This is a genomic window from Ectothiorhodospira shaposhnikovii, assembly GCF_022227765.1.
In the GTDB taxonomy this organism is placed as follows: Bacteria; Pseudomonadota; Gammaproteobacteria; order Ectothiorhodospirales; family Ectothiorhodospiraceae; genus Ectothiorhodospira.
On sequence record NZ_JAJMLZ010000003.1, the window covers coordinates 72,403 to 99,363 of the forward strand.

Genomic DNA, 26,961 nt, shown 5'->3' on the forward strand with positions numbered 1-26,961 from the left:
GGAGTGCCGCGGTCAGGAGTCCCTGGCCGCGTCCAGAAGCCGGCCGAAGGCGGCGGCGTTGGTGGAGCCGAAGGCATTGAGCTCGTAACGCAGGCCGGTGGCGGGATCTTCCAGCGTCAGACTGCCGTTGGACCAGCGTGTCAGGCGCAGGGGCGAGGGATCGCTTTTTTCCGCCTCGGTACGACGATCAAGGGCGATGATACGGATGACGGTGCGCATGAACCCGCCTTCGGAAGGGCTGAGCACCTGGAGGACCTGACCATTGGCGCCATCGAGCACCGCCAGATAGCCGCCGGGGCGATCTTCGGTGCGCAGGTCCAGAGTCTGTACCGCTGTGACCTGGGGCGCGCTGGATGGAGCCGCGGCATCGACCTGGGCTGGGGAGGATCTGGTGGCCGTGGCACTGGCACCGAGGTAATACACCCCCGCGCCCAGTGCCACGACCAGCACGCCCAGCCCGGAGAGCAACAGTGTGGTTCTGGATCGCTGGCTCGCCGGCTTCTCACTCATGATGCGGTCTGGCTCGAGGTCTGATCGGTACGTTTGCTGGGTGCGGAACCGGACAGCATGCCCGTCAGCTCGGGTCTGGCGTTCGGATCCGCAGGTACATATTCACCATGGATGGCCTTGCCCAGCAGCTCTGCAACGCGCTTGGCATCGGGGATGCAACGCAACATGGGCTGAGGGGTCAGCAGACGCCAGGGGCGAACATGGGGCCACATGATCAGGTAGGACACCCGTTCCGGCGGCTCAAGCACCAGGGCAATGTCGCCCGTTCCATCGGCGTAGGCCTTAAGTGACGCGGACTGGATCACCCGGTAGGGGAGGTTCACCGACATCTGTATGGCAACCCCGAAACGGATGACGATACGACGATTCGTGATGGTATAGACCGTGGCACGTGCCATCAGCCACGCCAGTAGGTAGAGCAGGGCTACCGCGGTCACGGACAGGGTCAGGACAAGGGCGATGTCGGCCAGTGCTCCGGGGATGGAGGCACCTTGCATCAGGCTGTAGCTGCCCCGGGCCGCAAGGAAGATACCCAGATAGACCATGACCTTTCTGACGTGAAAGGCCCGCCGGGCGAGGGCGCCCCACAGGGGGGCGCCTTGCCACAGGATGTGCTCCCCCTCGGGGGGGAGCTCGGGCAGACCACGGATCGGTTCAGGAGCGTGGTCGTCGTGACTCACAGGAAGGCTTCCCTGCGTTCCTTGGTGGCGTAGAAGTGACCACCACCGAAGTAGGCCATGATGCGGTCTTCTTCCAGGCGGGTGACGGACTCGGCATTACGGGTCACGGGGGCATCGGCGAAGTGATGGGACATCACGGACACCACGCGAACCTCGAAGGGACGACCGTCAATCATGCGCTCGCCCAGGCTGGCGCCTGCCTTGGCCTTGGCGGCGCGAGCCACCTTGGAGAGGAACATCGGCACCAGGACGGTGCGGTTGGCAATCTCGGAATTGACTTCCACCTCCAGATAGCGGGGCATGGCTTCGGAGCGGTCAACCCAGATGTCACGCACGGTGCCGGCCACCTTGCCGTCAGCGGCGTAGACGGGCATGCCGCGCGGATCGGGATCACGGGAAGGCACGCCGAAGCCGTGGCTGGTGACGCGCATGGGCACGATACGGGGCGTACCGTCCATGGTGACGTCGGGCTCGTCGGCACGCTGTGCCCAGGAGGCCGGACCCACGCCGTCAATCATGGGATTGCCGGTGGGCTCCAGCGGAGAACCGGGGAACTTGTTGGCCGGCTTGGCATGCACTTCACGGGTATCGGGGTTGCCGTTGGCGATGATGATGGCACCACCGTCGGCGGTCAGGAACTGCTTGGGACCGGGGACGGGCGGGAAACCCTGAACCGTGATGTAGGGGGAACGATCAGACTCCAGTGGATACCCCTCCCGCTTGTTTTCGCGGTGGAGGTAATAGACTAGGCCTGCAAAGAAGAACCAGAAGACGTACAGCGTGACTTGCGCGACATCCATATATTCAGTAATGGCACCGGTTGGCATTGCATTTCCTCCAAGTTTCGAGTGGGCCTAGCCGGGGAAGTCGGCCATGCCGAACCTCGATGAAGATTGCTCTCGGGAAACGCTCTTGCTGCGCACGAGCGGTCCGATCGCGACGAGTGTGGCTAACAACAACACTATTTCAATATGGTAGACCACCGCATAGCCAATTTCCGGACCGGTCAGGGACGGACCCAGCAGTTCCCTGCTGGTCATGGCATTGACGATGTCGCGAATCACACCCCCCAGGATGATCCCAAGACCCAGGGCGGTTGCCTGAACGGCGCCCCAGGCACCCAGTGCGATGCCGCTTTGTCCACCATTCTCCCGGCTCATGGCCGCAATCAATGTGCCCACGGCGAAAAAGCCTGTACCGAAACCGATGCATGTGGCACCGATACGGAACAGCAACGCCGAATCCATGGGTGCTGCAAGGATCACTGCCGTGAACGCACCAATGCCGATCAGTGCGCCCAGGGCCGAGAGCCGATAGGGGTTCCCGCCGCGGTTCAACCACCAGGCCGCCAGGGCCAGGGAGGCCAGGGTACCGCCCGCAAGCAAGGCCGTCAGTGTCGTTGTGGCACTGACGGACAACCCCAGAATTTCTCCGCCGTAAGGCTCCAATAATATGTCCTGCATCTGGAAACCGGCCGTTCCCAGCCCCACCACCACGAGAAAGCGCGCCGCATGGCTCTGACTCATGTAATTGCGCCAGGCTTCCTTGAAAGGTTGCCGCGGTGCGTTCTTCGAGGTGCGTGCAGGGTTACGTGCCTCTTGTTTCCATAATGCCAGACAATTTACAAGGAAAGTCACGACAGCCGCGCCTTGTATGACCTGGATCAGTTTCATTTCGCTGAAATCGATCAGCAGGGCGCCCAGGGTGAGGGCGCTGACCAGCATGCCCACCAGGAGCATGGTGTAGAGGAGGGCAACCACCCGTGGCCGCTTGTCTTCCGGGGCCAGATCGGTGGCCAGGGCCAGTCCCGCGGTCTGGGTGGTATGCAGTCCGGCGCCGGTCAGGAAAAAGGCCAGCGCGGCCGCCGCGGGACCCGCCCATTCCGGTCCCATTTCACCGCCGGTGGACATGAGCAGCAGGGCAAAGGGCATGAAGGCCAGGCCACCGAACTGCATCAGCGTGCCGATCCAGATGTAGGGCACGCGGCGCCAGCCCAGGGCGGAACGATGGGTGTCGGAACGGTGTCCGATGAGGACGCGGAAGGGCGCGAACAGGACAGGCAGGGCGACCATCAGGGCCACCAAGGCCGCCGACAGGCCCAGTTCCACAATCATGACGCGATTGAGGGTGCCCGTTAGTAGAACGATGGCCATGCCCACGGAGAGTTGGAACAGGGACAGGCGCAATAGCCGCCCCAGGGGCAGATCCCGGGTGGCGGCATCGGCGAAGGGCAGAAAGCGCGGTCCTACATGGGACAGCGCTCTGGCGATCTGTCGGCTGACGGCCTTCACGTCACATCATTCCTGCCTGTGCTCAATTCCAGTGCCTGGGAGGTATAGAACCCCTTGGAAATGCGATGGGTCCGCATGGGTTTCCAGCCGTCGAGGGCGGGTTCGGCGGCAATCAGTCGTAGCAGTGTCTTTTCGGCCACCGGCTCGATGGCGGGGGAGCGGTCGCTCTTGGGGAATACCTTGCCCACCGTGTGCATGATGGCCAGGGCCGGGGTGCGCGGGGCAAAGGTGAACAGCAGTCCCGCATGGGTGCGGGCAGCCAGCACAGAGAGGGCCTGGACGATGTCCTGGGACTGATAGTGGATCAGGGAATCCATGGCCACCACATAGTCGAATTCACCCAAGGTCGGGTCCAGGTAGTCGCCCACATGGAATTTGATCTCGCCGGTACCCAGATCCTCGGATTCGGCCCGTTCACGGGCCATGTCCACCAGGTTCTGGGACAGGTCGATGGCGATCACGTGGGCCCCGCGACGGGCGGCCTCCACCGAGAGCATGCCCGTGCCGCAACCGGCATCCAGCACCCACTTGCCGGTGAGGTCCTGCGGCAGCCAGTCCAGCAAGGTGTTGCGCATCTGTTCCCGACCGGCGCGCACCGTGGCGCGAATGTGGCCCAGCGGCGTGTCGGAGGTCAGCTTTTTCCAGGCATCGACGGCGGTCCGGTCGAAGTAGGTTTCCAACTGGCCGCGTCGCTTCTGATAAGAGGGAGAAGGCATCAGGAAAATCCGTGTGAGTCAAAATGGGGCGGCATGGACCCTGATTATAGTTGGCCGCGGGGAAGTCCTCATCCCCGCGGGCCGTCCATCCTGATCAGGGCAGGACATGCATGGGGCCGCGGCCGGCATGTGTCACCGACCGAAGTGTGCCTTGGCATCGTACAGGGTGTCGATTTCGATGCGACTGATCCCCCGTTCCTTGGCAAAGCGCTCGGTATTGCGTCGTGCCTTGCCGCGGACGAAGAACGGGATCTTGCGCAGTTCCTTTTCCGCTTCCGGAGACCAGACGGGTTCGCCGTCCGTCGGCGTCGCCTCCGGCTCCGGCTCTACCGTGGCGGCAGCGGGGCTTGTGGCCGCCTGGGCGGCCCCCACGGGGCGGGTTTCCGCCGGCGCGCTGGCGCCCAGATGTGAAGGGCCTGCCTCGGCGTGGAACTCGAAGTCTTCCCGGAACATGCCCAGCAGGTGTTCTTCCAGGCCCATCATCAGGGGGTGTACCCAGGTATCGAACAGGACGTTGGCGCCGCCAAAGCCCATCTGGGGGGCGTAACGGGCAGGGAAGTCCTGCACATGGACCGGCGCGGAGATGACGGCGCAGGCCACACCCAGACGCTTGGCGATATGCCGCTCCATCTGGGTGCCCAGCACCAGTTCCGGATGCAATTCCGCCACCTGGGCTTCCACTTCCAGATAATCGTCGGTGATCAGGGGTTCGATGCCGTACTGCTTGGCAGCCTCGCGTACCTCCCGGGCGAATTCCCGGCTGTAGGTGCCCAGCCCCACCACGGTAAAGCCGAATTCCTCGGTGGCGACCCGGGCCGCCGCGACGGCATGGGTGGCATCACCGAAGATGAATACCCGCTTGCCGGTGAGGTAGTTGGAGTCCACCGACCGTGAATACCAAGGCAGGCGGGAGTCGCCGTCACGCAGGGCAGGCTCCGGGTCGACACCGGCCAGGGCGGCCACTTCGGCGATGAATTCGCGGGTGGCGCCGACCCCGATGGGCACCACCTTGGTGAAGGGCTGCTTGAACATCCGCTCCAGCCACTTGGCGGCGGTGGCGGCGATCTCGGGATACAGGACCACGTTGAAATCGGCCTCGCCCAGGCGGGCGATGTCCATCGGCGTGGCGCTCATGGGGGCGGTCACGTGGACGTCGATGCCGAGGCTGTTCAGCAATCGGGTGATTTCCTGAATGTCATCCCGATGCCGGAACCCCAGGGCCGTGGGACCGAGGATGTTGCAGCGTGGCCGTTGTCCTTCGGGTCGGGCAGGGCGCTCGGTGCCCGGTGCCGGGACATGGGGGCCGGCCAGACCGCGAACGACCTGATAGAAGGTTTCCGACGCGCCCCAGTTTTCCTTGCGTTGATAGGACGACAGTTCCAGCGGGATGGCGGGAACGGGCAGACCCAGTCCCTTGGCCAGACCGCCCGGGTCATCCTGAATCAGTTCCGCGGTGCAGGAGGAACTGACCAGCATCGCCTGGGGCTTGAAGCGCTCGCAGGCCTCCCGGGCGGCCTCCATGAACAGTTCGGCCGTGTCCTGGCCCAGATCACGGCCCTTGAAGGAGGTGTAGGTCACCGGCGGGCGCTTGTCGCGCCGCTCGATCATGGTGAACAGCAGATCCGCATAGGTGTCACCCTGCGGTGCGTGAATCACGTAATGGAGGCCCTCCATCCCGGTGGCCACGCGCATGGCGCCCACATGGGGTGGGCCTTCATAAGTCCAGACCGTCAGTTGCACGACATCAGACTCTCAGTTTGGCCTTCCGCAGCAGCGGACGGGCGAAAAGTTCAGCAAGATCAGCCGCCTGGTCATAGCCCTGGATGGGGGTGAAGACCAGTTCGATGGACCATTTGGTGGTGATCCCCTCGGCTTCCAGCGGATTGGCCAGTCCCAGACCGCAGACCACGACGTCGGGCCGTGCGGCGCGACAGCGGTCAAGCTGCTTGTCCAGATGCTGGCCTTCGCTCAGGGTGGTGCCTTCCGGCAGCAGTGTCAGTTCTTCCGCCAGATGCTGGCGATGCAGATGGGGGGTGCCGATCTCCAGCAGTTCCATGCCGGCTTCCCGGTGCAGGAAACGGGCGAGCGGAATCTCCAGTTGGGAATCGGGCAGCATGAACAGGCGCTTGCCCGCCAGCTGTTCGCGCATGCGGACCATGCCGCGCCGGGCGCGCTCGATACCGGGGGCGGTGACCCGGTCGAACAGGTCGCCGGCGACGCCGAAGGTATCCGCCACCGCCTTGAGCCAGCGGGTGGTGCCTTCCTCACCCAGGGGGAAGGGCGCGGCAATGCGGGTGGCGCCCCGCTTTTCCAGGCAGCGGGCGGTGTCCGCCAGGAAGGGCTGGGCCAGGATATAGCGGGTATTGGGGCCGACGGCCGGCATCTCGCGGGAATTGCGTGCCGGCAGGAACTGCACTCGGGTGATGCCCATTTCGTTGAACAGGCGCACGAACTGATCTTCCACCACGTCCGCCAGGGTGCCCACGACCAGCAGGTCGGGGGCGCCGTCGGCGGGGGCCTGGGGCAGTTCCGGGACCAGCGCCGCCAGGCAGGTGTCCTCTCCCTGGGTGAAGGAAGTTTCCAGGCCGCTGCCGGAATAGCTCAGGACCCGCACCTGGGGCTGGTGTTGCCGGGACAGTCGGGAGGCGGCCCTCTCCAGATCCAGCTTGATGACCTCGGAGGGGCAGGAGCCCACCAGGAACAGCATGCGGATATCGGGGCGGCGTTCCAGCAGGCGGGCCACCACCCGATCCAGTTCTTCATTGGCGTCGGCCAGGCCGGCCAGATCCCGTTCCTCGATGATGGCGGTGCCGAACCGAGGCTCGGCGAAGATCATGACGCCGGCCGCCGACTGCATCAGGTGCGCGCAGGTCCGGGAGCCGACGATGAGAAAAAAGGCGTCCTGGATCTTGCGGTGCAGCCAGATGATGCCGGTGAGGCCGCAGAACATGGAGTTCTGTCCCCGTTCGCGGATGACGGGGATGTCCATCAGCTTGTCACCGCTCATTTGGCCGACCCTTCGGCGGGGGCGCTGCCTTGCAGGCGAGCGGCGCGCAGCTTGATCAGGAACTGGGCGGCGTTGACCACATAGACGGCGTAGGCCACCAGGGCCAGATACATCTGCTGTTCCGTGCTCAGGAAGTGCCAGAACAGGGACACCATGTAGGCGGTGTGCAGCGCGATCACCAGCATGCTCACCACATCTTCCCAGAAAAAGGCCTTGGCAAAGAGGTAGTGACCGAAGACGACCTTCTCCCAGATGGCGCCGGTAACCATGATGGTATAGAGAATGAGTGTCTTGAGGACGATGGAGGCATGGGCCAGCCAGAGACCCTCGCCGGTCATGAGGTAGCGCACGACCAGCCAGGCACTGATGATGAAGACAACGAACTGCAGTGGCGCCAGGATGCCCTGGACCAATGTCCACGGCGTCTCGTCGCGACGCCGGCGTTCTTCGGGAGTATAGAGTGGGCGGGGCTTGCGCTCACCGGCTCCAGCATGCTGCATTGCGCCTTTCTCCAGACAGCTCAACGTGGTGGCGTGAGTTTGTACAAGGGTCCCTGGTTTGTCAATCAAAGTGGACGTAAGCATTGGTTGACAATCCTTTATCGGGCAACCATGATTTTTGTGGGTAAAAAAGCGCCCTCGTCCTGCTAGACTGCCTGTTTTGAATGCCCGGAGAATGGCTGTGCTTTCCAGGCATTGACCGACTGTCGCCGCCACGGTGGCTTTCCGACGTCCTTGGGAGGGGTTGATGGTGACTGCGAGACGACCGACCAGTCGCGACGAGCGGGTGCCGACCCGAAGTCCTGGTGGGGAAATGATGGATCTGCACATGCTCGATGGTTCCTCCGCCAATGCGGATGGGGAAGGGCGATCTCTTGCGGCGGAGGGCGATATCGCGGATGCGCGGCCGGACCGGGATACCGAGCGTTTGAGAAGCGAGCTTTCCAGGGTCATCGAGGGGGAGATCATCCCCCGTCTGATGCTGGCGCACCGCACCCGAACCGGTGGCGACGGCCGCCGGCCGGGGAGCCGAAAGGGGGGGCGGTCCGTGACGATCGGCCCCGACACCGCGCCTATCAATGGACAGTCGGTGGCAGAGTTTGCCCGCTTGGTCATGGAGCATGATGCCGCCGCCGCCTCGTCCTATGTGGACATGCTGCGTGCGCGGGGTGCCACTCTGGAGATGATCTTCGTGCAGTTGCTGGCCCCCACGGCAAAGCGCCTGGGGGAATTGTGGGAGATCGATCAGGCTGATTTTACAGAAGTGACCGTGGGCCTTTGCCGGCTCCAGCACGTGCTGCGGGAGCTGGGGGGCATCTTCGAGGGAGAACTCGGGCACGAATTGCCCAGTCAGAAGAGGGTGCTGATGGCCCCGATACCCGGGGAGCATCACACCTTCGGTCTTCTGATGGTTTCTGAATTCTTTCGCCGCGCGGGTTGGGAAGTCACCTGTGACCCGGCGATCAGCGCCGCTGAACTGAATCACCTGGTGCATCGGGAATGGTTCGACGTGGTGGCTCTGTCCGTCAGTTGTGAACCGTTGCTGGAACGGGTTTCCGGCACGATCAAGGGGGTTCGTCGCGCATCCCGAAACCCTGCTGTCGGGATACTCGTGGGCGGACGCCTGTTCGTGGAAAACCCTCACCTGGTGTCCGTGGTGGGGGCCGACATGACGGCGACGGATGGCAATGAAGCGGTTCGTCGGGCCGAGGACATGCTGTTCCGGCGGGTGGGTTGCGTGAGTCAGCAGATTGGCTGATGTGATCCGGATACAGGATTTGATACCGATAAGCGTGGAGCGAGTGAAGCAGTTCAAGGCCCCAAAGCAGTCGCTCGGGGAGCTGAAGCCCGACCAGGTGGCGTCCCTGATCGCCGCGGCGGCGGATGTTTCCCTTGTGCTGGATGACGCCGGCGTCATCCAGGATCTCGCCTTTGGCAGCGATGAACTGTCCATGGAAGGGTATGGTCAGTGGTTGGGCAAGCCCTGGGTCGATACCGTCACCCTGGATGGAAGGGTATGGTCAGTGGTTGGGCAAGCCCTGGGTCGATACCGTCACCCTGGATAGCCGCAACAAGATCGAGGCCCTGTTGCGGGATGCCGGCGCCGACGGCAATACCCGCTGGCGTCAGGTGAATCATCCCTCGGGCCGGGGTGTGGATGTGCCGGTCATGTATTCCGCGGTCAGAGTGGGGGATGATGGCCGCGTGGTGGCCATGGGCAGGGATCTGCGCGGTATCGCCACCTTGCAGCGTCGTCTGGTGGAATCCCAGCAGATGATGGAGCGCGAATATTCACGCCTGCGTCATGCCGAGACCCGTTATCGCCTGTTGTTCCAGGTGGCTTCCGAGGCCGTGCTCATCATGGATGCCGCCACCCATAAGGTGGTGGAGGCCAATCCATCCGCCGGTGAACTGCTGGGGGATAGCGTGGGCAGGATGGTCGGCAAGGTATTTCCGGAAGGCTTCGATCTGGAAAACACCCAGTCCATTCAGGACATGCTGGCCACGGTGCGTGCCACCGGGCATGCGGAAGAAGTCAGTGTGCGTTCCCTTGGGGGCGAGCGTGAATTCATCATCGCCGCTTCCCTGTTTCGTCAGGACAACGCCTCCCATTTCCTGGTCCGGCTGCGTTGCCCGGTGCTGGATGCCCTGTCATCGGTGGGGCCGCAGATGCACTCCCGGGTACTGGCCATGGTGGAACGGGCACCCGACGGTTTCGTGGTCACCGATCTTAGCGGTCGCATCCTGACCGCCAATCCGGCCTTTCTGGAACTGGCGCAGATGCCGACTGAAGATCAGGTTCGTGGCCAGTCACTGGGGCGTTGGCTGGGTCGACCCGGCGTCGACCTCAACGTCCTCATCGGTAATCTGCGTGAACACGGTTCTCTACGCCTTTTCAGCACAGCCATGCGAGGTGAATACGGCTCGTCCACGGAGGTGGAGATTTCCGCCGTGGCGGTGCTTGACGCCGACAGCCCCTGCTTGGGTTTTACCATTCGCAGCGTGGGGCCGCGGCTGTCCCGCGATAGTGTGATCGCCCGGGATGGTCCACGTTCCGTCGAACAGCTCACGGAACTGGTTGGACGGGTGCCGCTCAAGGATCTGGTGCGGGAAAGTACCGACATGATCGAGCGCCTTTGCATCGAGGCCGCACTGGAACTGACCAATGACAACCGGGCTTCTGCCGCCGAGATGCTGGGTCTGAGCCGACAGAGCTTCTACGTGAAACTCAGGCGCTACGGCCTGGGTGACCTGGCCCCGGAAAACGAAGACAAGCTATGACCGGTAGAGCTTGCGAGCATGATTCACCCTTGATTTTCATGCCCCCGATGGCCGTGTGATGGTGGTGTCCATCATTCATTACTTATGGCGCCCGTGGGCAGTGTAAATGAAGCTTGACGATCCTGTTAGCCGCGTATAATTTACCCGCCATGTCGATTCCAGCACCCCGTGCAGTCCTTGAACTGCTCAAGCCCGTCACCTGGTTCCCGCCCATGTGGGCCTTTGCCTGTGGCGTCGTCTCATCCGGTGTCGCCCTGCAGGAGCGGTGGTGGCTCATCATCGTCGGCGTGGTCCTGGCGGGTCCGCTGATCTGCGGCACCAGTCAGGCGGTCAATGACTGGTTTGACCGCCATGTGGACAAGATCAACGAACCCCATCGCCCCATTCCCTCGGGGCGGATTCCCGGCCGCTGGGGGCTTTACATCGCCATCATCTGGACCATCCTGTCCTTGCTGGTTGCCACCTTGCTGGGCGTTTGGGGCTTTCTGGCGGCGCTCTTCGGCATGATCCTGGCCTGGGCCTACAGTGCCCCGCCCACCCGCCTCAAGCGCAACGGCTGGTACGGCAACTCCGCCGTGGCCATCTGTTATGAAGGGGTGCCCTGGTTCACCGGTGCCGTGGTGATGACCGTGGGCACGGCGGCCGCCGGTTTCCCCGACTGGCGCATCGTGGTGGTGGCCCTGTTGTACAGCGTCGGCGCCCACGGCATCATGACCCTCAACGATTTCAAGTCCGTGGAAGGGGATACCCGCATGGGTCTGGGTTCCCTGCCGGTGCAGCTGGGCGTGGAACGTGCCGCCCGCCTGGCCTGCTGGGTCATGGCCCTGCCGCAGGTGGTGGTGATCGCGCTGCTGTTCTCCTGGGGCGCCCTGTGGCATGCATTGGCCATCGCCGTGCTGCTGGCCGTTCAGGGGGGACTGATGCTGCGCTTGCTCAAGCAACCCAAGGAACTGGCGCCCTGGTACAACGCCACCGGCGTCACCCTTTACGTGAGCGGTATGATGATCACGGCTTTCGCCCTGGGCAGCATGAATCTGATGGCGTCGTGATCAGCACCTTGCCAGGGTAGTTTTCGGGGGGGAGTCGAGGCGACGGGTTCGCCGGACTCCCCTTTTTTGTGACTTTTTTCCGTGGTGTGGTAGTGAGCCGCGGAGCCGGACAAAGGTGAATCAAATGGCTGAAATGGAAACCTATGATGTGGTCGTGATCGGCGGCGGTCCAGCGGGGGCGACGGCCGCCACCGATCTGGCCAGGGCCGGGCGCAAGGTTCTGTTGCTGGATCGGGAAGGGCGCATCAAGCCTTGCGGCGGCGCCATCCCCCCCATCCTCATGACCGAGTTCGACGTGCCGGAAGAGGTGCTGGTAGCCAAGATTCGCTGCGCCCGCATGTTCTCTCCCTCCGACCGCAAGGTAGACATGCCCATCGACGGCGGTTATGTGGGCATGGTGGACCGCAAGACCTTTGATCCCTGGCTGCGCGACCGGGCCGAGCAGGCCGGTGCCGAGCGCCGCGTGGGCACCTATGAGAAGATCGACCGTGACGCCGACGGCACCGCCGTGGTGCGTTACAAGAATGCCGACGACGAAGTGGTGGGCGTGCGTGCGCGGGCCGTGATCGGCGCCGACGGTGCCCGTTCTTCCGTGGCCCGCCAGGAAGTTCCCGGCGCCGACAAGATCCCCCATGTGGCCGCCTACCATGAGATCATCAGTCGTCCCACCCGGCCGGACGCGGAATATGATCCCGAGCGCTGCGACGTCTATTATCGCGGCTCCCTGTCTCCCGATTTCTATGCCTGGGTCTTCCCCCACGGCGACACCGTCAGTGTGGGGGTCGGTTCCGCCCATCGTGGCTTCTCCCTGAAGGGTGCGGTGGATGAGTTGAGAAAGGCCGCCGGCATGGAAGACTGCGAAACCCTGCGCCGCGAGGGTGCTCCCATCCCCCTGTACCCGATGAAGTGCTGGGATAATGGCCGTGACGTCTTGCTGGCCGGGGATGCCGCCGGCGTGGTGGCTCCCGCCTCCGGCGAGGGCATCTACTACGCCATGCTGGGTGGGCGTCTGGCGGCGGAGGCCGTGCACAACTTCCTCACCTCCGGCAAGCCGGCGGACCTGAAACTGGCCCGCAAGCGCTTCATGAAACTGCATGGACAGGTATTCTGGGTGCTGGGCATCATGCAGCGCTTCTGGTATATCAACGACAAGCGCCGCGAGCGATTCGTGGCCATCTGCCGCGACAAGGACGTACAGGATCTGACCTGGCAGTCCTACATGTACAAGAAGTTGGTACGGACCCGTCCCCTGGCCCAGATCCGTATCTTCTTCAAGGACATGGGACACTTGCTGGGTCTGTCCAAGGTCTGAGGAGCGAGCCGTGGCCCAGTGGTTTGCCTCCGGTCTGGTCGTCGATCTGATCATCCTGGCCATGGTCCTGGAGGCGGCCCTGCTGGGCCTTTGGCACCGTCGTACCGGCCGGGGGATTGCCTTTGTCAGGCTCTGGCCCTTCCTGCTGGCCGGCGTGTCTCTCATGCTGGCCCTGCGGGCAGCGCTGACGGGGGCGGAGTGGTACTGGATCTCCTTCTGGCTGCTGGCGGGATTCGTGGCCCATGTAGCGGATCTGTGGCAACGCATGCGCTGAACCATGGATGCCATGACCTTCGATACTGCTTCCCTGCGCGACCCCCGTTCCAAGGGGCGTCATATCAAGGCGTGTCTTACCCAGCAGGTGCTTTACCAAAAGAGCACCGGCCTGGAACGCTTTGATTTCGTCAGTCAGGCCCTGCCTGAAATCGCCCTATCACAGATCGATCTTTCCGTGAGTCTGGCGGGGCGTGCCCTGTCCGCGCCGCTGATGATCGCCCCCATGACCGGTGGGGACCGGCGAGCGCTGGTGATCAATCATCGTTTGGCCCGGGCGGCGCAGCGCTGGGGCCTGGCCATGGGCGTGGGGAGTCAGCGAGTGGGCATTGAGGACCGCAGTCGGGCGCGTTATTTCGAGCTGCGCAGTCAGGCGCCCACCGCCCTGCTGTTTGCCAACCTGGGGGCGGCCCAGCTGGTGAAGGGATGGGGTAGGGATGAGGCCCTACGGGCAGTGGAAATGATCCACGCCGACGCCCTGTTCATCCATCTCAACCCCATCCAGGAAGCCGTTCAAGGCGGAGATCTGGATTTTCGCGGTGTCGCGGATCGTTTGAGCCGACTCTGTGAAGCACTCGAGGTTGCGGGTGTGCCGGTGTTTGTCCGGGAGGTGGGTTTTGGCATCAGTGAACAGGCCGCCCGGCAGTTGCTGGCCTGCGGCGTGTCCGGCATCGATTGCGCCGGTGCCGGCGGGACATCGTGGGCACGGGTGGAATCACTCTGCGCGGATTCCGAGCGGGAGCGTCTGATGGGGGAGCGCTTCGGTGAATGGGGGATTCCCACCAGCGACAGCATCCTCAATGTGCGGCGGGTTTCCCGGAGCCTGCCCCTGATTGCCTGCGGCGGCCTGACCAACGGCATTGAGCTGGCCAAGGCCCTGGCCCTGGGGGCGGATGTGGGGGGCATGGCCAGGAGCATGCTGGTGAAGGCCTGTCAGGGGGAGGACGCCCTGAACCGTTTCATTGCCGACACCCTGGACGAGCTGCGGATCTGCATGTTCGGTACCGGCGCCGCCACCGTGGCGGCGCTACGGGGCACGGTGGTGTCCTGTCGATAGCTTCTTGGCGCACAACCCCGCGGTAGCTCATCGACGGGGCAATGTTTGTCAAAATGCGCACTCCATCACAGGCAGTGTTGCCTGTTCGGGTCTATACCTTTGCGTCATGGGGGAGTCCTTGCCGGTGTCTTATGCCGAAGTGAGGTGGTGCCATGGACAAATCACTCAATTCCGCTCCCGTTACCGCAAGCGCGGAACCCATTCCTCAGCGCATTTCCCGTGATCGCCCTTTTCACTGGCTATCCATGGGGGCTAGGGATTTCTTGAAGGCCCCCGTGCCTGGACTGATCTACGGCTTGCTGGTGGTACTGCTGGGTTATGCCATTCTCTGGGGTGTGAGAGCCGAGCCCTTTCTGGTGCTGACCTTCCTGGCGGGGTTCCTGCTGGTGGGTCCCTTGGCTGCCATGGGCATCTATGAAAGCAGCCGCCTGCTGGAACAGGGACGGTCGGTTTCCTTCATGCAGACTTGGCGGGTCTGGCGGGAGAACCCGATTGTCATCGGTCTGTATATTGCCTTCCTGTCGGTGGTCATGATCGCCTGGATTCGTTTTACTTCCCTTATGCTGGCACTGTTTTTTGACCGTCTGCCCGCGGGATTGCAGACCAGTTGGACATCCTTGTTCAGCACCGTGGAAGGTCTGGGATTTTTGGGTATCTTCATGGCCAGCGGCGCCCTTGCAGCCTTGTTGGTGTTCATGACCGGGGTGGTCACCCTGCCCATGATCACGGACCGGCGCGGCGAAATCATCGACGGTGTGGTGACCAGTGTGCGGGTGGTGCTTCAGAACCCTGCCGCCATGGCGATATGGGCCGGGCTGCTGGTGGTCCTGACGGCCTTCGGGTTTGCAACCCTGATGCTGGGACTGATGGTGATCCTGCCGATTCTGGGGCATGCCACCTGGCACGCCTACAGGGAGTTGGTGCACTGGTGAAGTGATGCGCCCGAACGGTTGTGGGATGGGTCAAATCAGCGGAAACATCATGGTCAGGGTCCAGCCCAGGAAGGCGGCCATGGCCAGCCCCCCGGCCCAGGGCCGTTGCGCCGGCAGGCTCACCAGCAGGGGCAGGGCCAGCATGACCGGCAGCAGGGGCAGGATGATGAGCAGGAACATCATGCCGTCCACCACGGCGGCGGCAATGCCGACGGTGACCATGGTCACCAGGGTGATGCCCAGGCCAAGGCCGAAGCCCCGGATGCCCTCCCGTCCCAGCAGGGCGGTGGACAGGGCCAAGGCCCAGGGCAGGATCAGCAAAGTCAGCACCGGCAGATAGGGCAGGCGGTGCAGCGGGGGCCACCAGGCCAGCCAGACCTTGGCGCCGAGCACACCGAAGGCCAGCATCAGCACGCCGAACATGACCATTCCCCAGCCCAGGTCCGACCATTCCGGGCGGGGCGGTCGGGTGCCCAGGGCCAGCCAGAACAGGCCGGCCAGGGCCAGCCAGAGGGCGAACTGGGGACTTACCAAGATGCCCCCCAGTCCATCCAGATAGATCACCTCGCCGATACCGATCAGGGCCAGGGTGGCTCCGATACCGCTCAGGGCGGCGCGCAGCAGGGGGCGGCGGGTGTGATCCATCCAGTCCGGATGCATGCCGAGCAGGGAAGGGGATTCCCGGTGCGCGAACAGGGGGACCAGGGCACGCCAAAGGATCAGGACCGCCAGCAGGTGCAGTAGCCACCAGGCCAGGGTGGGATTGGGCGAAACGTCCGGGATCGAAAGATCCCAGGCCCGGGCAAACCAGGCCAGGGAGGCGGCATGGGCCTCGTGGCGAAACAGGATGCCGATGTGTTCGGCATGGGGAATGACGGTGAGGGTGCGCGCGGTGCCCTGCAGGGGATCTCCCCCCTCGCCGCCGGCCTGTTCCAGCAGGGTTTTCGCCGCCGCCAGGAAGGGGCCTTCCCAGGCGCCGGCCATGAGCATCAGGTTGCGGGGGCTGTCCGGGCCGACCTCGCTCTGGCCGGGGGAGATGGCCACCACGGCGCTGACATCGTCCAGGCGCAGCCTGCCGGCGTCGATAGCGGCCCCGGCTCCCAGGGAATGCCCCAGCAACCCCAGGTGCTGGTGGTCTACCTCGGGACGGCTCAGCAGCAGATCCAGGGCGGTCTGGACATCCCGCTGAAACTGTTCTGGATCATTCCACCAGTCCAGGGGGGCCTGATTGCGACCGTGACCACTCAGGTCCGGCAGGGCCACCACGACGCCGGCGCGGGCCAGGGTCAGCGCCCAATGGCGCATCAGACGGTCGGAGCCGGCAAAGCCGTGGGCCATGACCACGCCCGGCGCCGGCTCGGTCACGGCGGGCAGCAGCAGAGTGACGGGGACGCCGTCCCGGGTGAGGGACAGACTCTGCACACCCCGTTCGGCGGCCAGTACCATCCACCAGGCCAGGGCCATGAGCAGCACCGCGATCAGGGCGGCGCCCAGGCGCAGGGGCAGATATCTGTTCATTGTGAGGCGATCCCCACCCGGGACTCGGCGGGGAGCCAGGGAAGGATCTGTTCCGGGTGATCAATGGCGGCATCCGCGCCCCAGGTGGCGGCTGCCTGGGCGTCGTCGATATAACCGTAGAGGGCGACCAGGGTATGGGTCCCGGCGGCGCGCCCGGCCTGGATGTCCCGCTCGGCATCACCTACGTACAGACATTCGGCCGGTTGGCAGGCCGCCTGTTCACAGGCCAGCAGCATGGGCATGGGATGGGGCTTGCGCTGGGGCGTGGTGTCGCCGCTGATGACGGTGACGGCCCGTTGGTGCAGATCCATGGCGCGCACCAGTGGATCGGTGAGCCAGGCCGGCTTGTTGGTGACGATGCCCCAGTTCAGTCCCTGGTTCTCGATGGCCTGGAGCAGGGTCTCCATGCCCGGAAACAGGCGCGTTTCCAGACACAGATAATGTTCTGCGTAAAGATTCAGGAAACGCAGCCTGAGGGTTTCGAAGCGATCGCCCTCGGCGTCGGGAAAGGCCAGTCTGACCAGGGCCGCGCCGCCGTTGGAGACCTGGTTACGTACGGTTTCGAAGGGCAGTGCCGACACGCCCTGTTCCCGTTGCAGGGCAACCAGGGCGGCATGCATGTCCGGGGCGGTGTCCGCCAGGGTGCCATCCAGGTCGAACAGCACGGTTCGCAAGGGCTCGCGGCTGGGCATGGAATGGTTTCCCCGGCTGAGTCTGAGTGGCTGCTTCGGCTTACGCCTCGCGGATGGCGTGGGCCAGATAGTTGACATCGACACCGGGACCCAGGCGATAGGTGCCGGAGAGGAACTGGTAGTGCATGCCCATCAGTTCCTTCAGGGTCAGATTGGCCTCGCGCATCCATTGCTCCATCTCCGATGGGCGGACGAAGCGGGCGTATTCATGGGTGCCCTTGGGTAGCATGCGCATGAGGTATTCCGCGCCCAGAATGGCCATGGCGAAGGCCTGGGGCGTGCGGTTGAGGGTGGCGAAGAAGACATGGCCACCGGGCTTCACCAGGCGGGCGCAGGCATGGATGACGGAACCCGGGTCGGGGACATGCTCCAGCATTTCCATGCAGGTGACCACATCGAAGGCGCCGGGCATGGCTTCTGCCAGCACCTCGGCGGAGGTCTGCCGGTAATCCACTTCCAGGCCGGACTCCAGCAGGTGCATGCGGGCCACGCCCAGACCGTCCTCGCTCATGTCGATGCCGGTGACCTGAGCGCCACGCTGGGCCATGGCTTCGGAGAGCAGGCCGCCGCCGCAGCCCACGTCCAGGACCTTGAGGCCCTTGAGTCCGCCGCAGCCTTCATCGATGTAGTCCAGGCGCAGGGGGTTGATTTCGTGCAGGGGGCGGCATTCACCGCTGGGGTCCCACCAGCGGTGGGCCATGTCACCAAACTTGGCGATCTCGGCGGGGTCGACGTTGTGATGGGTCTCGGACATGGGGATCGGTCTGCTGGAATGATGGGGCATTGTACTCACCGGGGCGACATTTTATCCACCTGGAGCCGGAATCCTCCAGGTGTCCATCCCGGTGGGAGCGGGTCTGCCCGCGAACAGTGGCTCATCCGGAGCCGGTCTGATGATCCGCCCTGGCGATCTTCTCCTGCCAGATCCCGATGCGCCGGTGCAGATCGGCCTCGTCAATGGTGGTGAGCTGCCGGTCCCGCAGCAGCGGGCGGCCGTCCACCCAGACATCACTGACCTGATGGCGGCCGCAGGCATAGATCAGATGGGATACCGGGTCATAGACCGGACGGCATTCCAGGTCATCCATGAATACCGCGGTGATGTCCGCTCGCTTGCCGGGGACCAGGGAACCGATCTCATCAGCCAGGCCCAGGGCGCGGGCGCCGTTGAGGGTGGCCATGCGCAGGGCGGTATGGGCGGGCAGGGCCGCCGCGTTGCCACTGACTCCCTTGGCCAGCAGGGCGGCGGTGCGCATCTCGCCGAACATGTCCAGATCGTTGTTGCTGGCGGTACCGTCGGTACCCAGGGCCACGTTGACGCCCGCCTCCAGCAGGGCCTGCACCGGGCAGAAGCCGGAGGCCAGTTTGAGGTTGGATTCGGGGCAGTGGACCACATGGGTGCCAGCCCGCGCCAGGTGGGCGATCTCCGCCGGTTGCAGCTGGGTCATGTGAATGGCCATGAGATTTGAACCGCTCAGGCCCAGTCCGGCCAGCCGCTCCAGGGGCCGGACACCGAAGCGGGCGGTGGCCTCGTTGACCTCGTGGGCGGTTTCATGGACGTGCATGTGAATGGGCAGGTCCAGTTCATCGGCCAGGGTGACCAACCGCTTCAGCGGCTCGTCGGACACCGTGTAGGGGGCGTGGGGGGCAAAGCAGAAGGAGAGCAGGGCGTTGCCTTTGTGGCGATCGTAGATTTCCAGGCCCTTGGCGATGTATTCGTCGCCGTTGGCGGCCCAGCTGCTGGGAAAATCGATGACGATGAGGCCGATGGCCGCTCGCAGGCCCACTTGGGAGGCCACCAGGGCGGTGGTTTCCGGGAAGAAGTACATGTCATTGAAGCAGGTGGTGCCGCCGCGCAGCATTTCGGCGGCGGCCAGCAGGCTGCCGTCGTGGACGAAATCCTCGCCGACGAAGCGACCTTCGGCGGGCCAGATATGGTTCTGCAGCCAGTCCATCAGGGGCAAGTCGTCGGCCAGCCCCCGCAGCAGGGTCATCGGCGAGTGGGTATGGGCATTGATCAGGCCCGGGATGAGGGCGTGCCGGTCCAGGCGGCGGTGGGTGTCGGCCTGGTAGCGCCGTTCCGCCTCGGGGGTGGGCAGCAGATCCAGTATGCGGCCCTCGTGGATGACCAGGGTGTGATGGTCCAGGACCTGATTGTCCGGTTCCACCGGGATGATCCAGCGGGCGGAGATCATTTTTTCGACGTTTTTCATGGCGGAAAAGATAACTGCACCCTGTCGCGGCGGGCAAGCGGTACATCGGTCTTGATCCAACCCACTGGCGGCGGAATCATGGCGGACATACAATCCTGCCCCATGAACACACACGCCCATGACTCCATTCGTGCCGTGCAGTGGACCGGCACCCACCTGCGCCTGCTGGATCAGCGGCGCCTTCCCCACGAATCCGTCTACCTGGACATGGATACGGCCCCGGAGGCGGCCGTGGCCATTCGCGACATGGTGGTGCGCGGCGCCCCGGCCATCGGGGTGACGGCCGCCTATGCGGTGGTCCTGTCCGCTCGTCAGGCCTGGTCCCGTGATCCGTCCCACTGGCGGGACGCCATGCAGGCGGATCTGGACACCCTGGCGGCCTCTCGTCCCACCGCCGTGAACCTGTTCTGGGCCCTGGCCCATATGCGTCGGCTCATGGATCGCCTGCCCGACGGTGTCGACCCCACCGGCGAACTGCTGCTTGAGGCCGAGCGCATCCATCACGACGACATCGAAGGCAACCGCCGCATGGGCGAACTGGGCGCCGCCCTGATCGACCCCGGCAAGGCCGTGCTGACCCACTGCAATACCGGCTCGCTGGCCACCGGCGGCTACGGCACCGCCCTGGGAGTCATCCGCAGTGCCTATGCCAAGGGCCTGATTCCCCATGTCTTTGCCGATGAAACCCGACCCTGGTTGCAGGGGGCGCGCCTGACCGCCTGGGAACTGGTGCAGGACGGCATTCCGGTCAGCCTGCTGTGCGAGGGCGCGGCCGCCAGCCTGATGCGGGAAGATCGGGTGAGCTGGGTGATCGTGGGCGCGGACCGCATTGCCGCCAATGGCGATGCCGCCAACAAGATCGGCACCTATGGTCTGGCCGTGCTGGCCCGGCATCATGGGGTGCGCTTCATGGTGGTGGCCCCCACCACCACCATCGACATGGAAGCGGCCGACGGCAGCGCCATTCCGATCGAGCAGCGCGGGGCCGAGGAAGTGCTGGAACTGGCCGGAAAGCGGGTGGCCGCCGATGGGGCAGGGGCCTGGAACCCGGCCTTTGACGTCACCCCCGCCGGACTGATCGACGCCATCGTCACCGAACGGGGTGTGGTGGAACAGCCGGATCGGGAAAAAATGCTGGCTCTGATGTCGGGACGCTGACCTGACCTGGCCTTGCGGTTGCCGGGACTTGTCCGGCAACCGCCGCCGAAACCATGCGGCGGACGGGGCGGCGGCCCCCTGGCCATCCCGACGTTGTGGTATGATTGTCCGCTTGTTCTGATCCCTTTTTCCGCCCATCATCACGCCCTGAGACTGAATGGCCGAATTCGCCAAAGAAATCCTCCCCGTCAATCTCGAAGACGAGATGCGCCAGTCCTATCTGGACTACGCGATGAGTGTCATCATCGGGCGCGCCCTGCCCGACGTGCGGGACGGACTCAAGCCGGTACACCGCCGCGTCCTCTTCGCCATGCGCGAGCTGGGCAATGACTGGAACAAACCCTACAAGAAATCCGCCCGCGTGGTCGGTGACGTGATCGGTAAGTATCACCCTCATGGTGATTCCGCCGTCTACGACACCATCGTGCGCATGGCCCAGCCCTTCTCCATGCGCTACATGCTGGTGGACGGGCAGGGCAACTTCGGCTCAGTGGACGGCGACGCCCCGGCGGCGATGCGATACACCGAAGTCCGCATGGCCCGGATCGCCCACGAAATGCTGGCGGACATCGACAAGGAAACCGTCGATTTTGTCGACAACTACGATGGTTCCGAGTCCGAACCCTCCGTCTTCCCCGCCCAGTTGCCCCATCTGCTGATCAACGGCTCGGCCGGCATCGCGGTGGGCATGGCCACCAACATCCCGCCCCATAACCTCACCGAGGTGGTGAATGCCTGCATTGCCCTGATTGATGACCCGGAACTGGGCATCGACGGGCTGATGGAGCATCTGCCGGGTCCGGATTTCCCCACCGCCGGCACCATCAACGGCGATCGCGGCATCCACGAGGCCTACCGCACCGGCCGCGGCCGCATCTACGTGCGCGCCCGCACCGAGATCGAGACCGACGAGCGGACCGGGCGTCAGTCCATCATCGTCACCGAGCTGCCCTACCAGGTGAACAAGGCCCGGTTGCTGGAGCGCATTGCCGAACTGGTCAAGGAGAAGAAGCTCGAAGGCATCAGCGAGCTGCGGGACGAATCCGACAAGGACGGCATGCGCATGGTGGTGGAACTCAAGCGCGGCGAAGTCCCCGAGGTGATCATCAACAATCTCTATCAGCACACCCAGATGCAGAACGTGTTCGGCATCAACATGGTGGCGCTGGTGGATGGTCAGCCCCGTCTTCTGGATCTCAAGCAGATCCTGGAGGCCTTCCTGCGCCATCGCCGGGAAGTGGTGACCCGACGGACCATCTATGAACTGCGCAAGGCCCGTGAGCGTGCCCACGTGCTGGAAGGCCTGGCGGTGGCACTGGCCAATATCGACGAGGTCATCGCCCTGATCAAGGCCTCCGGCAGCCCCGCCGAAGCCAAGGAAGGGCTGCTGGCCCGGGCCTGGAATCCGGGTGTGGTGACCGGCATGCTGGAACGTGCCGGGGCCCTGGCTTCCCGCCCCGAGGACCTGGCGCCGGCATTCGGTCTGAGGGAGGACGGTTATCATCTGTCCGAGGCCCAGGCCCAGGCCATCCTGGACCTGCGCCTGCATCGTCTGACCGGGCTGGAGCAGGACAAGATCGTCGCCGAGTATCGGGAACTGCTGGAGCGCATCCATTACCTGCTGGAGATCCTCGGCAGCCCGGATCGGTTGATGGCGGTGATTCGCGAGGAACTGGAAGCGATCCGGGAACAGTACGGTGATGAACGCCGGACCGAGATCCTGAGCACCCAGCTTGACCTGACCCTGGAGGATCTGATCACCGAGGAAGACGTGGTGGTCACCCTGTCCCATGCCGGTTATGCCAAGTACCAGCCCCTGAGCGCCTATCGTGCCCAGCGCCGTGGCGGCCGGGGCAAGACCGCCACCACCTTCCGCGACGAGGATTTCGTGGATCGTCTGGTGGTGGCCAACACCCACGACACCATCCTGTGCTTCTCCAGCCGTGGCAAGGCCTACTGGCTCAAGGTGTATGAACTGCCCCTGGGCAGTCGTACCGCCCGCGGCCGCCCCATGGTCAACCTGTTGCCCCTGGAGGAAGGGGAACGGATCAACGCCATTCTGCCGGTGCGTGAGTTCAGCGAGGATGTCTATGTCTTCATGGCTACCAGTGAAGGCGTGGTGAAGAAGACGCCGTTGGTGGATTTCTCCCGTCCCCGTTCCAACGGCATCATCGCCGTAGGTCTGCGGGATGGAGACTGGCTGGTGGATGTGAAGATCACCGACGGCCGCAAGGACGTCATGCTGCTCACTTCCGCCGGCAAAGCCATTCGCTTCAACGAGGATTCCGTCCGTCCCATGGGGCGTACCGCCAGTGGCGTGCGCGGCGTGAAGCTGAGCGAGGGCCAGCAGGTGATTTCCCTGATCATCGTCGATCAGGGCACCATCCTGGTGGCCACCGAGAACGGTTACGGCAAGCGCACCCCGCCGGAGGATTTCCCGCTCCATGGCCGTGGTGGTCAGGGAGTCATCGCCATCCAGACCGGCGGCCGCAACGGCAACGTGGTCGGCGCGACCCTGGTGGGCGACGAGGACGAGGTCATGCTCATCACCAACGGGGGTACGCTGGTGCGGACTCCGGTGGCCGATATCTCGGTGCTGGGTCGCAACACCCAGGGCGTGAGGCTGATCCGTCTGGCCGACGACGAGAACCTGGTGGAACTGGCCCGGGTGGAAGGTCTCAACGGGGAAGGCGAGGATGAGGCCGCCCCCGAGGATGCCGATGCCTGAGTCCGTTCCGGCTTTCGCGGCCAAGGGCCGCTCCCACGGAGGGCGGTCTCCCACACAGTGCTGCTTTTGCCTGGATGGCGACAAACCGTATTCGTAGTGTGATCCAACCCTGGAGCAAACCATGACACGAGTCTACAACTTCAGCGCCGGCCCCGCCGTGCTGCCCGAGCCGGTGCTGGAACGCGCCCGCGAAGAAATGCTCGACTGGAACGGGACCGGTATGTCGGTGATGGAAATGAGTCACCGTGGCAAGGCCTTTGTGTCCATCGCCGCCCAGGCGGAACAGGATCTGCGGGATCTGTTGCAGATCCCCGCCAACTACAAGGTGCTGTTCCTGCAGGGCGGTGCCACCGGCCAGTTCGCCGCCATCCCCATGAACCTGCTGCGGGGCAAGACCCGGGTGGACTATGTCAACACCGGCGCCTGGTCCAAGAAGGCCATCTCCGAAGCCAGGAAATATGCGGATGTGAACGTGGTGGCCACCGCCGCCGACAGCCACTTCACCACCATCCCGGCCTTTGATACCTGGCAGCGCGGCAGCGATGCCGCCTACCTGCACTACACCCCCAACGAGACCATCGGCGGGGTGGAATTCCACTGGATCCCCGAATCCGGTGACGTACCCCTGGTGGCGGACATGTCCTCCAACATCCTGTCCGGTCCCCTGGATGTCTCCCGCTTCGGCCTCATCTACGCCGGCGCCCAGAAGAACATCGGTCCCGCCGGCCTCACCCTGGTGATCGTGCGTGACGACCTGCTGGGCGGCGCCATGGCATCCACCCCCAGCATCTTCGACTACCAGGTGCAGGCGGAAGCCGAGTCCATGTCCAACACCCCGCCCACCTATGCCTGGTACCTGGCCGGCCTGGTGTTCCAGTGGCTCAAGGAGATCGGCGGCCTGAAGGTGATGGAGGAGATCAATCGCCGCAAGGCCGAGAAGCTCTACAAGGCCATCGACAACTCCGCCTTCTACACCAACCCGGTGGATGTGGCTGCCCGCTCCCGCATGAACGTGCCCTTCACCCTGGCGGACCCCGAACTGGACGGCCTGTTCCTCAAGGAAGCCGAGCAGGCGGGACTGACCACCCTCAAGGGCCACCGCTCCGTGGGTGGCATGCGTGCCAGCATCTACAACGCCATGCCCGAGGCCGGCGTCGATGCCCTGGTGGAATTCATGGTGGACTTCGAACAGCGCAAGGCCTGACATGTACAAGATCCTTACCCTGAACAACATCTCTCCCAGGGGCCTGGACCGGTTCGGCCACGAGCATTACGAAGTGGCCTCCGAAATCAGCCAGCCCGATGCCGTCATGGTGCGTTCGTTCAACATGCATCAGATGGAGATTCCCGCCAGCCTCAAGGCCGTGGGCCGCGCCGGTGCCGGCGTGAACAACATTCCCCTGGATGCCATGACCGAGCGGGGCGTGGCGGTTTTCAATGCGCCCGGCGCCAATGCCAACGCGGTGAAGGAACTGGTGCTGGCGGGGATGCTGCTGGCGGCCCGCAACATCTGCCAGGCCTGGGACTACACCCGCCATCTGGAAGGGGATGACGCCACCCTGCACAAGCAGGTGGAAGCCGGCAAGAAACAGTTCAGTGGTTTTGAACTGCCCGGCCGTACCCTGGGCGTGGTGGGTCTGGGGGCCATCGGTGTCCTGGTGGCCAATGCCGCGCGCGCCCTGGGCATGAACGTCATCGGCTTCGATCCGCACATCACCGTGCGTGCCGCCTGGCAGCTGGATGCCGGTGTGCAGCAGGCCCTGAGCGTGGACGATCTGATCGCCCGATGCGACATGGTCACCTTCCATGTCCCCCTGAACGACCATACCCGTCATCTGCTCAACCGGGAGCGGCTTCACTCCATGCGGGACGGTGCCGTGGTGCTGAATTTTGCCCGCGAGGGCATCGTGGACGAGGCCGCCGTGCTCGAGGCCCTGGAAGCAGGCAAGCTGCGCAGTTATGTGTGTGATTTCCCCAGCAACAACCTGATGGGCAAGGCCGGGGTGATCGCCCTGCCGCACCTGGGTGCCTCTACCCAGGAAGCGGAGGAGAACTGCGCCGTCATGGTGGCGGATCAGCTGCGCGAGTACCTGGAGCACGGCAATGTGCGCAATTCCGTGAACCTGCCGGAGGTGGTGCTGCCTCGGGCGGGCAAGACCCGTCTGGCAGTCATCAACCGCAATCTGCCGGACATGGTGGGGCAGATCTCCCATGTGCTGGGGCAGAACAGCATCAATATCGTCCACATGGTGAATGAATCCCGCGCCGGAGTTGCCTACAATCTCATCGACGTGGAAGACGAGATCGGTGAAGAAGCGGCCCGCGCCATCGCGGGCATTGACGGCGTGTTGCGGGTCCGCGTCCTGTAACAGGTCCCACGGCTAGAGCAGATCGAGATATGAGTGGTCAGGACGGGGAGACGCTGGACGGCATTCGCCGGCGCATTGATGCGCTGGACGATGAGATCATGCGTCTGATCAGCGAACGGGCCGACTGTGCCCAGGAAGTGGCCCGCATCAAGCGGGCCGCCGATGCCCGGGCGGAGTTTTACCGTCCGGAACGGGAGGCCCAGGTATTGCGCCGGATTCAGGCGGCCAATCCCGGCCCCCTGAACAGCGAGGAGATGGCCCGGTTGTTCCGGGAGATCATGTCCGCCTGTCTGGCCCTGGAGCAGCAGTTGTCCATTGCCTTTCTGGGGCCGGAGGGGACCTTCACCCAGGCCGCCGCCCTCAAGCATTTCGGGCATTCGGTCAATACGGTCCCCATGAATGCCATCGACGAGGTATTCCGTGAAGTGGAGTCCGGCAGTGCCCATTACGGGGTGGTGCCGGTGGAGAACTCCACGGAAGGGGTGGTGACCCATACCCTGGACCGCTTCATGCAGTCTCCCCTGAGCATCTGCGGTGAGGTGGAGCTGAGAATTCATCACCACCTGCTGTCCACGGCCGACGCGCTGTCCCGGGTGGAGCGGATCTATTCCCACCAGCAGTCCCTGGCCCAGTGCCGGGAGTGGCTGGATGCCCGTCTGCCCCATGCCGAGCGCCTGTCGGTGAGCAGCAATGCCGATGCGGCCCGGCGTGCGTCCCGGGAGCCGGGGGCGGCGGCCATTGCCAGCGAGGCGGCGGCGGAGCTTTACGGCCTCAACGTGCTGGCGGCCAATATCGAGGACTCACCGGACAACACCACCCGCTTCCTGGTGATCGGACCCCGTTCCAGCGGGCCCTCCGGCAACGACAAGACCTCGCTGCTGGTATCGGCCCGCAATCGCCCCGGTTCCCTCCATGGTCTGCTCTCGCCCTTTGCCGATAATGACGTGAGCCTGACCCGGATCGAATCCCGGCCTTCCCACTGCGTGAACTGGGAATATGTGTTCTTCATGGACATCGAGGGTCATGCCCAGGATGCCCACGTGGCCAAGGCCCTGAGAGAACTCAAGCAGGAAGCGGAACTGGTCAAGGTGCTGGGCTCCTACCCCAAGGCGGTTCTGTAGGCCCTTGCATCGGAGGCGGCCATCCGCGCTCGGGCAGTTTTGTGACGGCTTCCA

25 protein-coding genes are annotated in these 26,961 nt (G+C 64.2%); 13 read left to right on the forward strand and 12 right to left on the reverse strand.

The window, feature by feature from the left end:
• Positions 1 to 12: 12 nt before the first annotated feature.
• From puhC to bchF, 8 genes are all read right to left on the reverse strand, one after another.
• Positions 13 to 510 (reverse strand): photosynthetic complex assembly protein PuhC, encoded by a 498-nt coding sequence (gene puhC, locus LQD11_RS05230; RefSeq protein WP_238616581.1) that lies wholly within the window; start codon positions 508 to 510, stop codon positions 13 to 15.
• Entirely contained in the window at positions 507 to 1,190 is a 684-nt protein-coding gene (gene puhB, locus LQD11_RS05235) for a photosynthetic complex putative assembly protein PuhB (RefSeq protein ID WP_238616582.1), read from the reverse strand. The genes puhC and puhB overlap by 4 nt, the downstream gene beginning before the upstream one ends.
• Complete coding sequence (gene puhA, locus LQD11_RS05240; RefSeq protein ID WP_238616583.1) at positions 1,187 to 2,017, reverse strand: photosynthetic reaction center subunit H; 831 nt, start codon at positions 2,015 to 2,017, stop codon at positions 1,187 to 1,189. Before puhA ends, puhB begins: the two co-directional genes overlap by 4 nt.
• Positions 2,018 to 2,044: 27 nt before the next feature.
• Positions 2,045 to 3,481 carry a BCD family MFS transporter gene (locus tag LQD11_RS05245; RefSeq protein WP_238616584.1) on the reverse strand — a complete coding sequence of 479 codons (1,437 nt, stop codon included), beginning with the start codon at positions 3,479 to 3,481 and terminating at the stop codon, positions 2,045 to 2,047.
• Positions 3,478 to 4,197: a magnesium protoporphyrin IX methyltransferase gene (gene bchM, locus LQD11_RS05250; RefSeq protein ID WP_238616585.1), complete on the reverse strand. Its 720-nt coding sequence runs from the start codon at positions 4,195 to 4,197 to the stop codon at positions 3,478 to 3,480. Before bchM ends, LQD11_RS05245 begins: the two co-directional genes overlap by 4 nt.
• A gap of 132 nt (positions 4,198 to 4,329) precedes the next feature.
• Positions 4,330 to 5,937, reverse strand: a complete 1,608-nt coding sequence (gene bchB / locus LQD11_RS05255) for a ferredoxin:protochlorophyllide reductase (ATP-dependent) subunit B (RefSeq protein WP_238616586.1) — start codon at positions 5,935 to 5,937, stop codon at positions 4,330 to 4,332.
• 4 nt (positions 5,938 to 5,941) lie between these two features.
• Positions 5,942 to 7,204 carry a ferredoxin:protochlorophyllide reductase (ATP-dependent) subunit N gene (locus LQD11_RS05260; RefSeq protein ID WP_238616587.1) on the reverse strand — a complete coding sequence of 421 codons (1,263 nt, stop codon included), beginning with the start codon at positions 7,202 to 7,204 and terminating at the stop codon, positions 5,942 to 5,944.
• Positions 7,201 to 7,704: a 2-vinyl bacteriochlorophyllide hydratase gene (gene bchF / locus LQD11_RS05265; RefSeq protein WP_238616588.1), complete on the reverse strand. Its 504-nt coding sequence runs from the start codon at positions 7,702 to 7,704 to the stop codon at positions 7,201 to 7,203. The genes LQD11_RS05260 and bchF overlap by 4 nt, the downstream gene beginning before the upstream one ends.
• A gap of 247 nt (positions 7,705 to 7,951) precedes the next feature.
• On the opposite strand from bchF, the gene LQD11_RS05270 reads away from it, so the two are divergent.
• The 8 genes from LQD11_RS05270 (at position 7,952) to LQD11_RS05305 (ending at position 15,108) form a co-directional block, all read left to right on the forward strand.
• Positions 7,952 to 8,962 carry a cobalamin B12-binding domain-containing protein gene (locus LQD11_RS05270; protein WP_238616589.1) on the forward strand — a complete coding sequence of 337 codons (1,011 nt, stop codon included), beginning with the start codon at positions 7,952 to 7,954 and terminating at the stop codon, positions 8,960 to 8,962.
• Positions 8,963 to 8,996: 34 nt separating this feature from the next.
• Positions 8,997 to 9,269 carry a hypothetical protein gene (locus LQD11_RS05275; RefSeq protein WP_238616590.1) on the forward strand — a complete coding sequence of 91 codons (273 nt, stop codon included), beginning with the start codon at positions 8,997 to 8,999 and terminating at the stop codon, positions 9,267 to 9,269.
• Positions 9,211 to 10,485 carry a transcriptional regulator PpsR gene (gene ppsR, locus LQD11_RS05280; RefSeq protein ID WP_420828252.1) on the forward strand — a complete coding sequence of 425 codons (1,275 nt, stop codon included), beginning with the start codon at positions 9,211 to 9,213 and terminating at the stop codon, positions 10,483 to 10,485. The genes LQD11_RS05275 and ppsR overlap by 59 nt, the downstream gene beginning before the upstream one ends.
• A gap of 149 nt (positions 10,486 to 10,634) precedes the next feature.
• Positions 10,635 to 11,534: a chlorophyll synthase ChlG gene (chlG, locus tag LQD11_RS05285; protein WP_040405525.1), complete on the forward strand. Its 900-nt coding sequence runs from the start codon at positions 10,635 to 10,637 to the stop codon at positions 11,532 to 11,534.
• A 124-nt stretch (positions 11,535 to 11,658) separates the two neighbouring features.
• Positions 11,659 to 12,846 carry a geranylgeranyl diphosphate reductase gene (locus LQD11_RS05290; RefSeq protein ID WP_238616592.1) on the forward strand — a complete coding sequence of 396 codons (1,188 nt, stop codon included), beginning with the start codon at positions 11,659 to 11,661 and terminating at the stop codon, positions 12,844 to 12,846.
• Between the two features lie 10 nt (positions 12,847 to 12,856).
• Positions 12,857 to 13,120 (forward strand): hypothetical protein, encoded by a 264-nt coding sequence (locus LQD11_RS05295; protein WP_238616593.1) that lies wholly within the window; start codon positions 12,857 to 12,859, stop codon positions 13,118 to 13,120.
• A gap of 12 nt (positions 13,121 to 13,132) precedes the next feature.
• Positions 13,133 to 14,176, forward strand: a complete 1,044-nt coding sequence (gene fni / locus LQD11_RS05300; RefSeq protein WP_238616594.1) for a type 2 isopentenyl-diphosphate Delta-isomerase — start codon at positions 13,133 to 13,135, stop codon at positions 14,174 to 14,176.
• Between the two features lie 275 nt (positions 14,177 to 14,451).
• Positions 14,452 to 15,108, forward strand: coding sequence for a DUF2189 domain-containing protein (locus LQD11_RS05305; RefSeq protein WP_238616595.1), 657 nt, complete (start codon positions 14,452 to 14,454; stop codon positions 15,106 to 15,108).
• Positions 15,109 to 15,138: 30 nt separating this feature from the next.
• Here LQD11_RS05305 and LQD11_RS05310 read toward each other — a convergent pair whose 3' ends face one another.
• The 4 genes from LQD11_RS05310 to LQD11_RS05325 form a co-directional block, all read right to left on the reverse strand.
• Complete coding sequence (locus tag LQD11_RS05310) at positions 15,139 to 16,626, reverse strand: alpha/beta fold hydrolase (protein ID WP_238616596.1); 1,488 nt, start codon at positions 16,624 to 16,626, stop codon at positions 15,139 to 15,141.
• Positions 16,623 to 17,318, reverse strand: coding sequence for an HAD-IA family hydrolase (locus LQD11_RS05315; RefSeq protein ID WP_238616597.1), 696 nt, complete (start codon positions 17,316 to 17,318; stop codon positions 16,623 to 16,625). Before LQD11_RS05315 ends, LQD11_RS05310 begins: the two co-directional genes overlap by 4 nt.
• Before the next feature lie 40 nt (positions 17,319 to 17,358).
• Positions 17,359 to 18,072 (reverse strand): bifunctional 2-polyprenyl-6-hydroxyphenol methylase/3-demethylubiquinol 3-O-methyltransferase UbiG, encoded by a 714-nt coding sequence (gene ubiG / locus LQD11_RS05320; protein WP_238616598.1) that lies wholly within the window; start codon positions 18,070 to 18,072, stop codon positions 17,359 to 17,361.
• A gap of 121 nt (positions 18,073 to 18,193) precedes the next feature.
• Complete coding sequence (locus tag LQD11_RS05325; RefSeq protein WP_238616599.1) at positions 18,194 to 19,531, reverse strand: TRZ/ATZ family hydrolase; 1,338 nt, start codon at positions 19,529 to 19,531, stop codon at positions 18,194 to 18,196.
• A 102-nt stretch (positions 19,532 to 19,633) separates the two neighbouring features.
• Between LQD11_RS05325 and mtnA the strand changes: the two genes are divergently transcribed.
• The 5 genes from mtnA to pheA all read left to right on the forward strand — a co-directional run bounded on the left by mtnA (position 19,634) and on the right by pheA (position 26,907).
• Complete coding sequence (gene mtnA, locus LQD11_RS05330) at positions 19,634 to 20,689, forward strand: S-methyl-5-thioribose-1-phosphate isomerase (protein WP_238616600.1); 1,056 nt, start codon at positions 19,634 to 19,636, stop codon at positions 20,687 to 20,689.
• Between the two features lie 157 nt (positions 20,690 to 20,846).
• Complete coding sequence (gyrA, locus tag LQD11_RS05335) at positions 20,847 to 23,417, forward strand: DNA gyrase subunit A (RefSeq protein ID WP_238616601.1); 2,571 nt, start codon at positions 20,847 to 20,849, stop codon at positions 23,415 to 23,417.
• Positions 23,418 to 23,538: 121 nt separating this feature from the next.
• Positions 23,539 to 24,621 (forward strand): 3-phosphoserine/phosphohydroxythreonine transaminase, encoded by a 1,083-nt coding sequence (serC, locus tag LQD11_RS05340; RefSeq protein WP_238616602.1) that lies wholly within the window; start codon positions 23,539 to 23,541, stop codon positions 24,619 to 24,621.
• Position 24,622: 1 nt separating this feature from the next.
• The gene (locus LQD11_RS05345; protein WP_238616603.1) at positions 24,623 to 25,786 is read left to right on the forward strand and encodes a phosphoglycerate dehydrogenase; all 1,164 of its coding nucleotides are present in this window, start codon (positions 24,623 to 24,625) and stop codon (positions 25,784 to 25,786) included.
• Between the two features lie 29 nt (positions 25,787 to 25,815).
• Entirely contained in the window at positions 25,816 to 26,907 is a 1,092-nt protein-coding gene (gene pheA / locus LQD11_RS05350; RefSeq protein ID WP_238616604.1) for a prephenate dehydratase, read from the forward strand.
• Positions 26,908 to 26,961 lie beyond the last annotated feature (54 nt).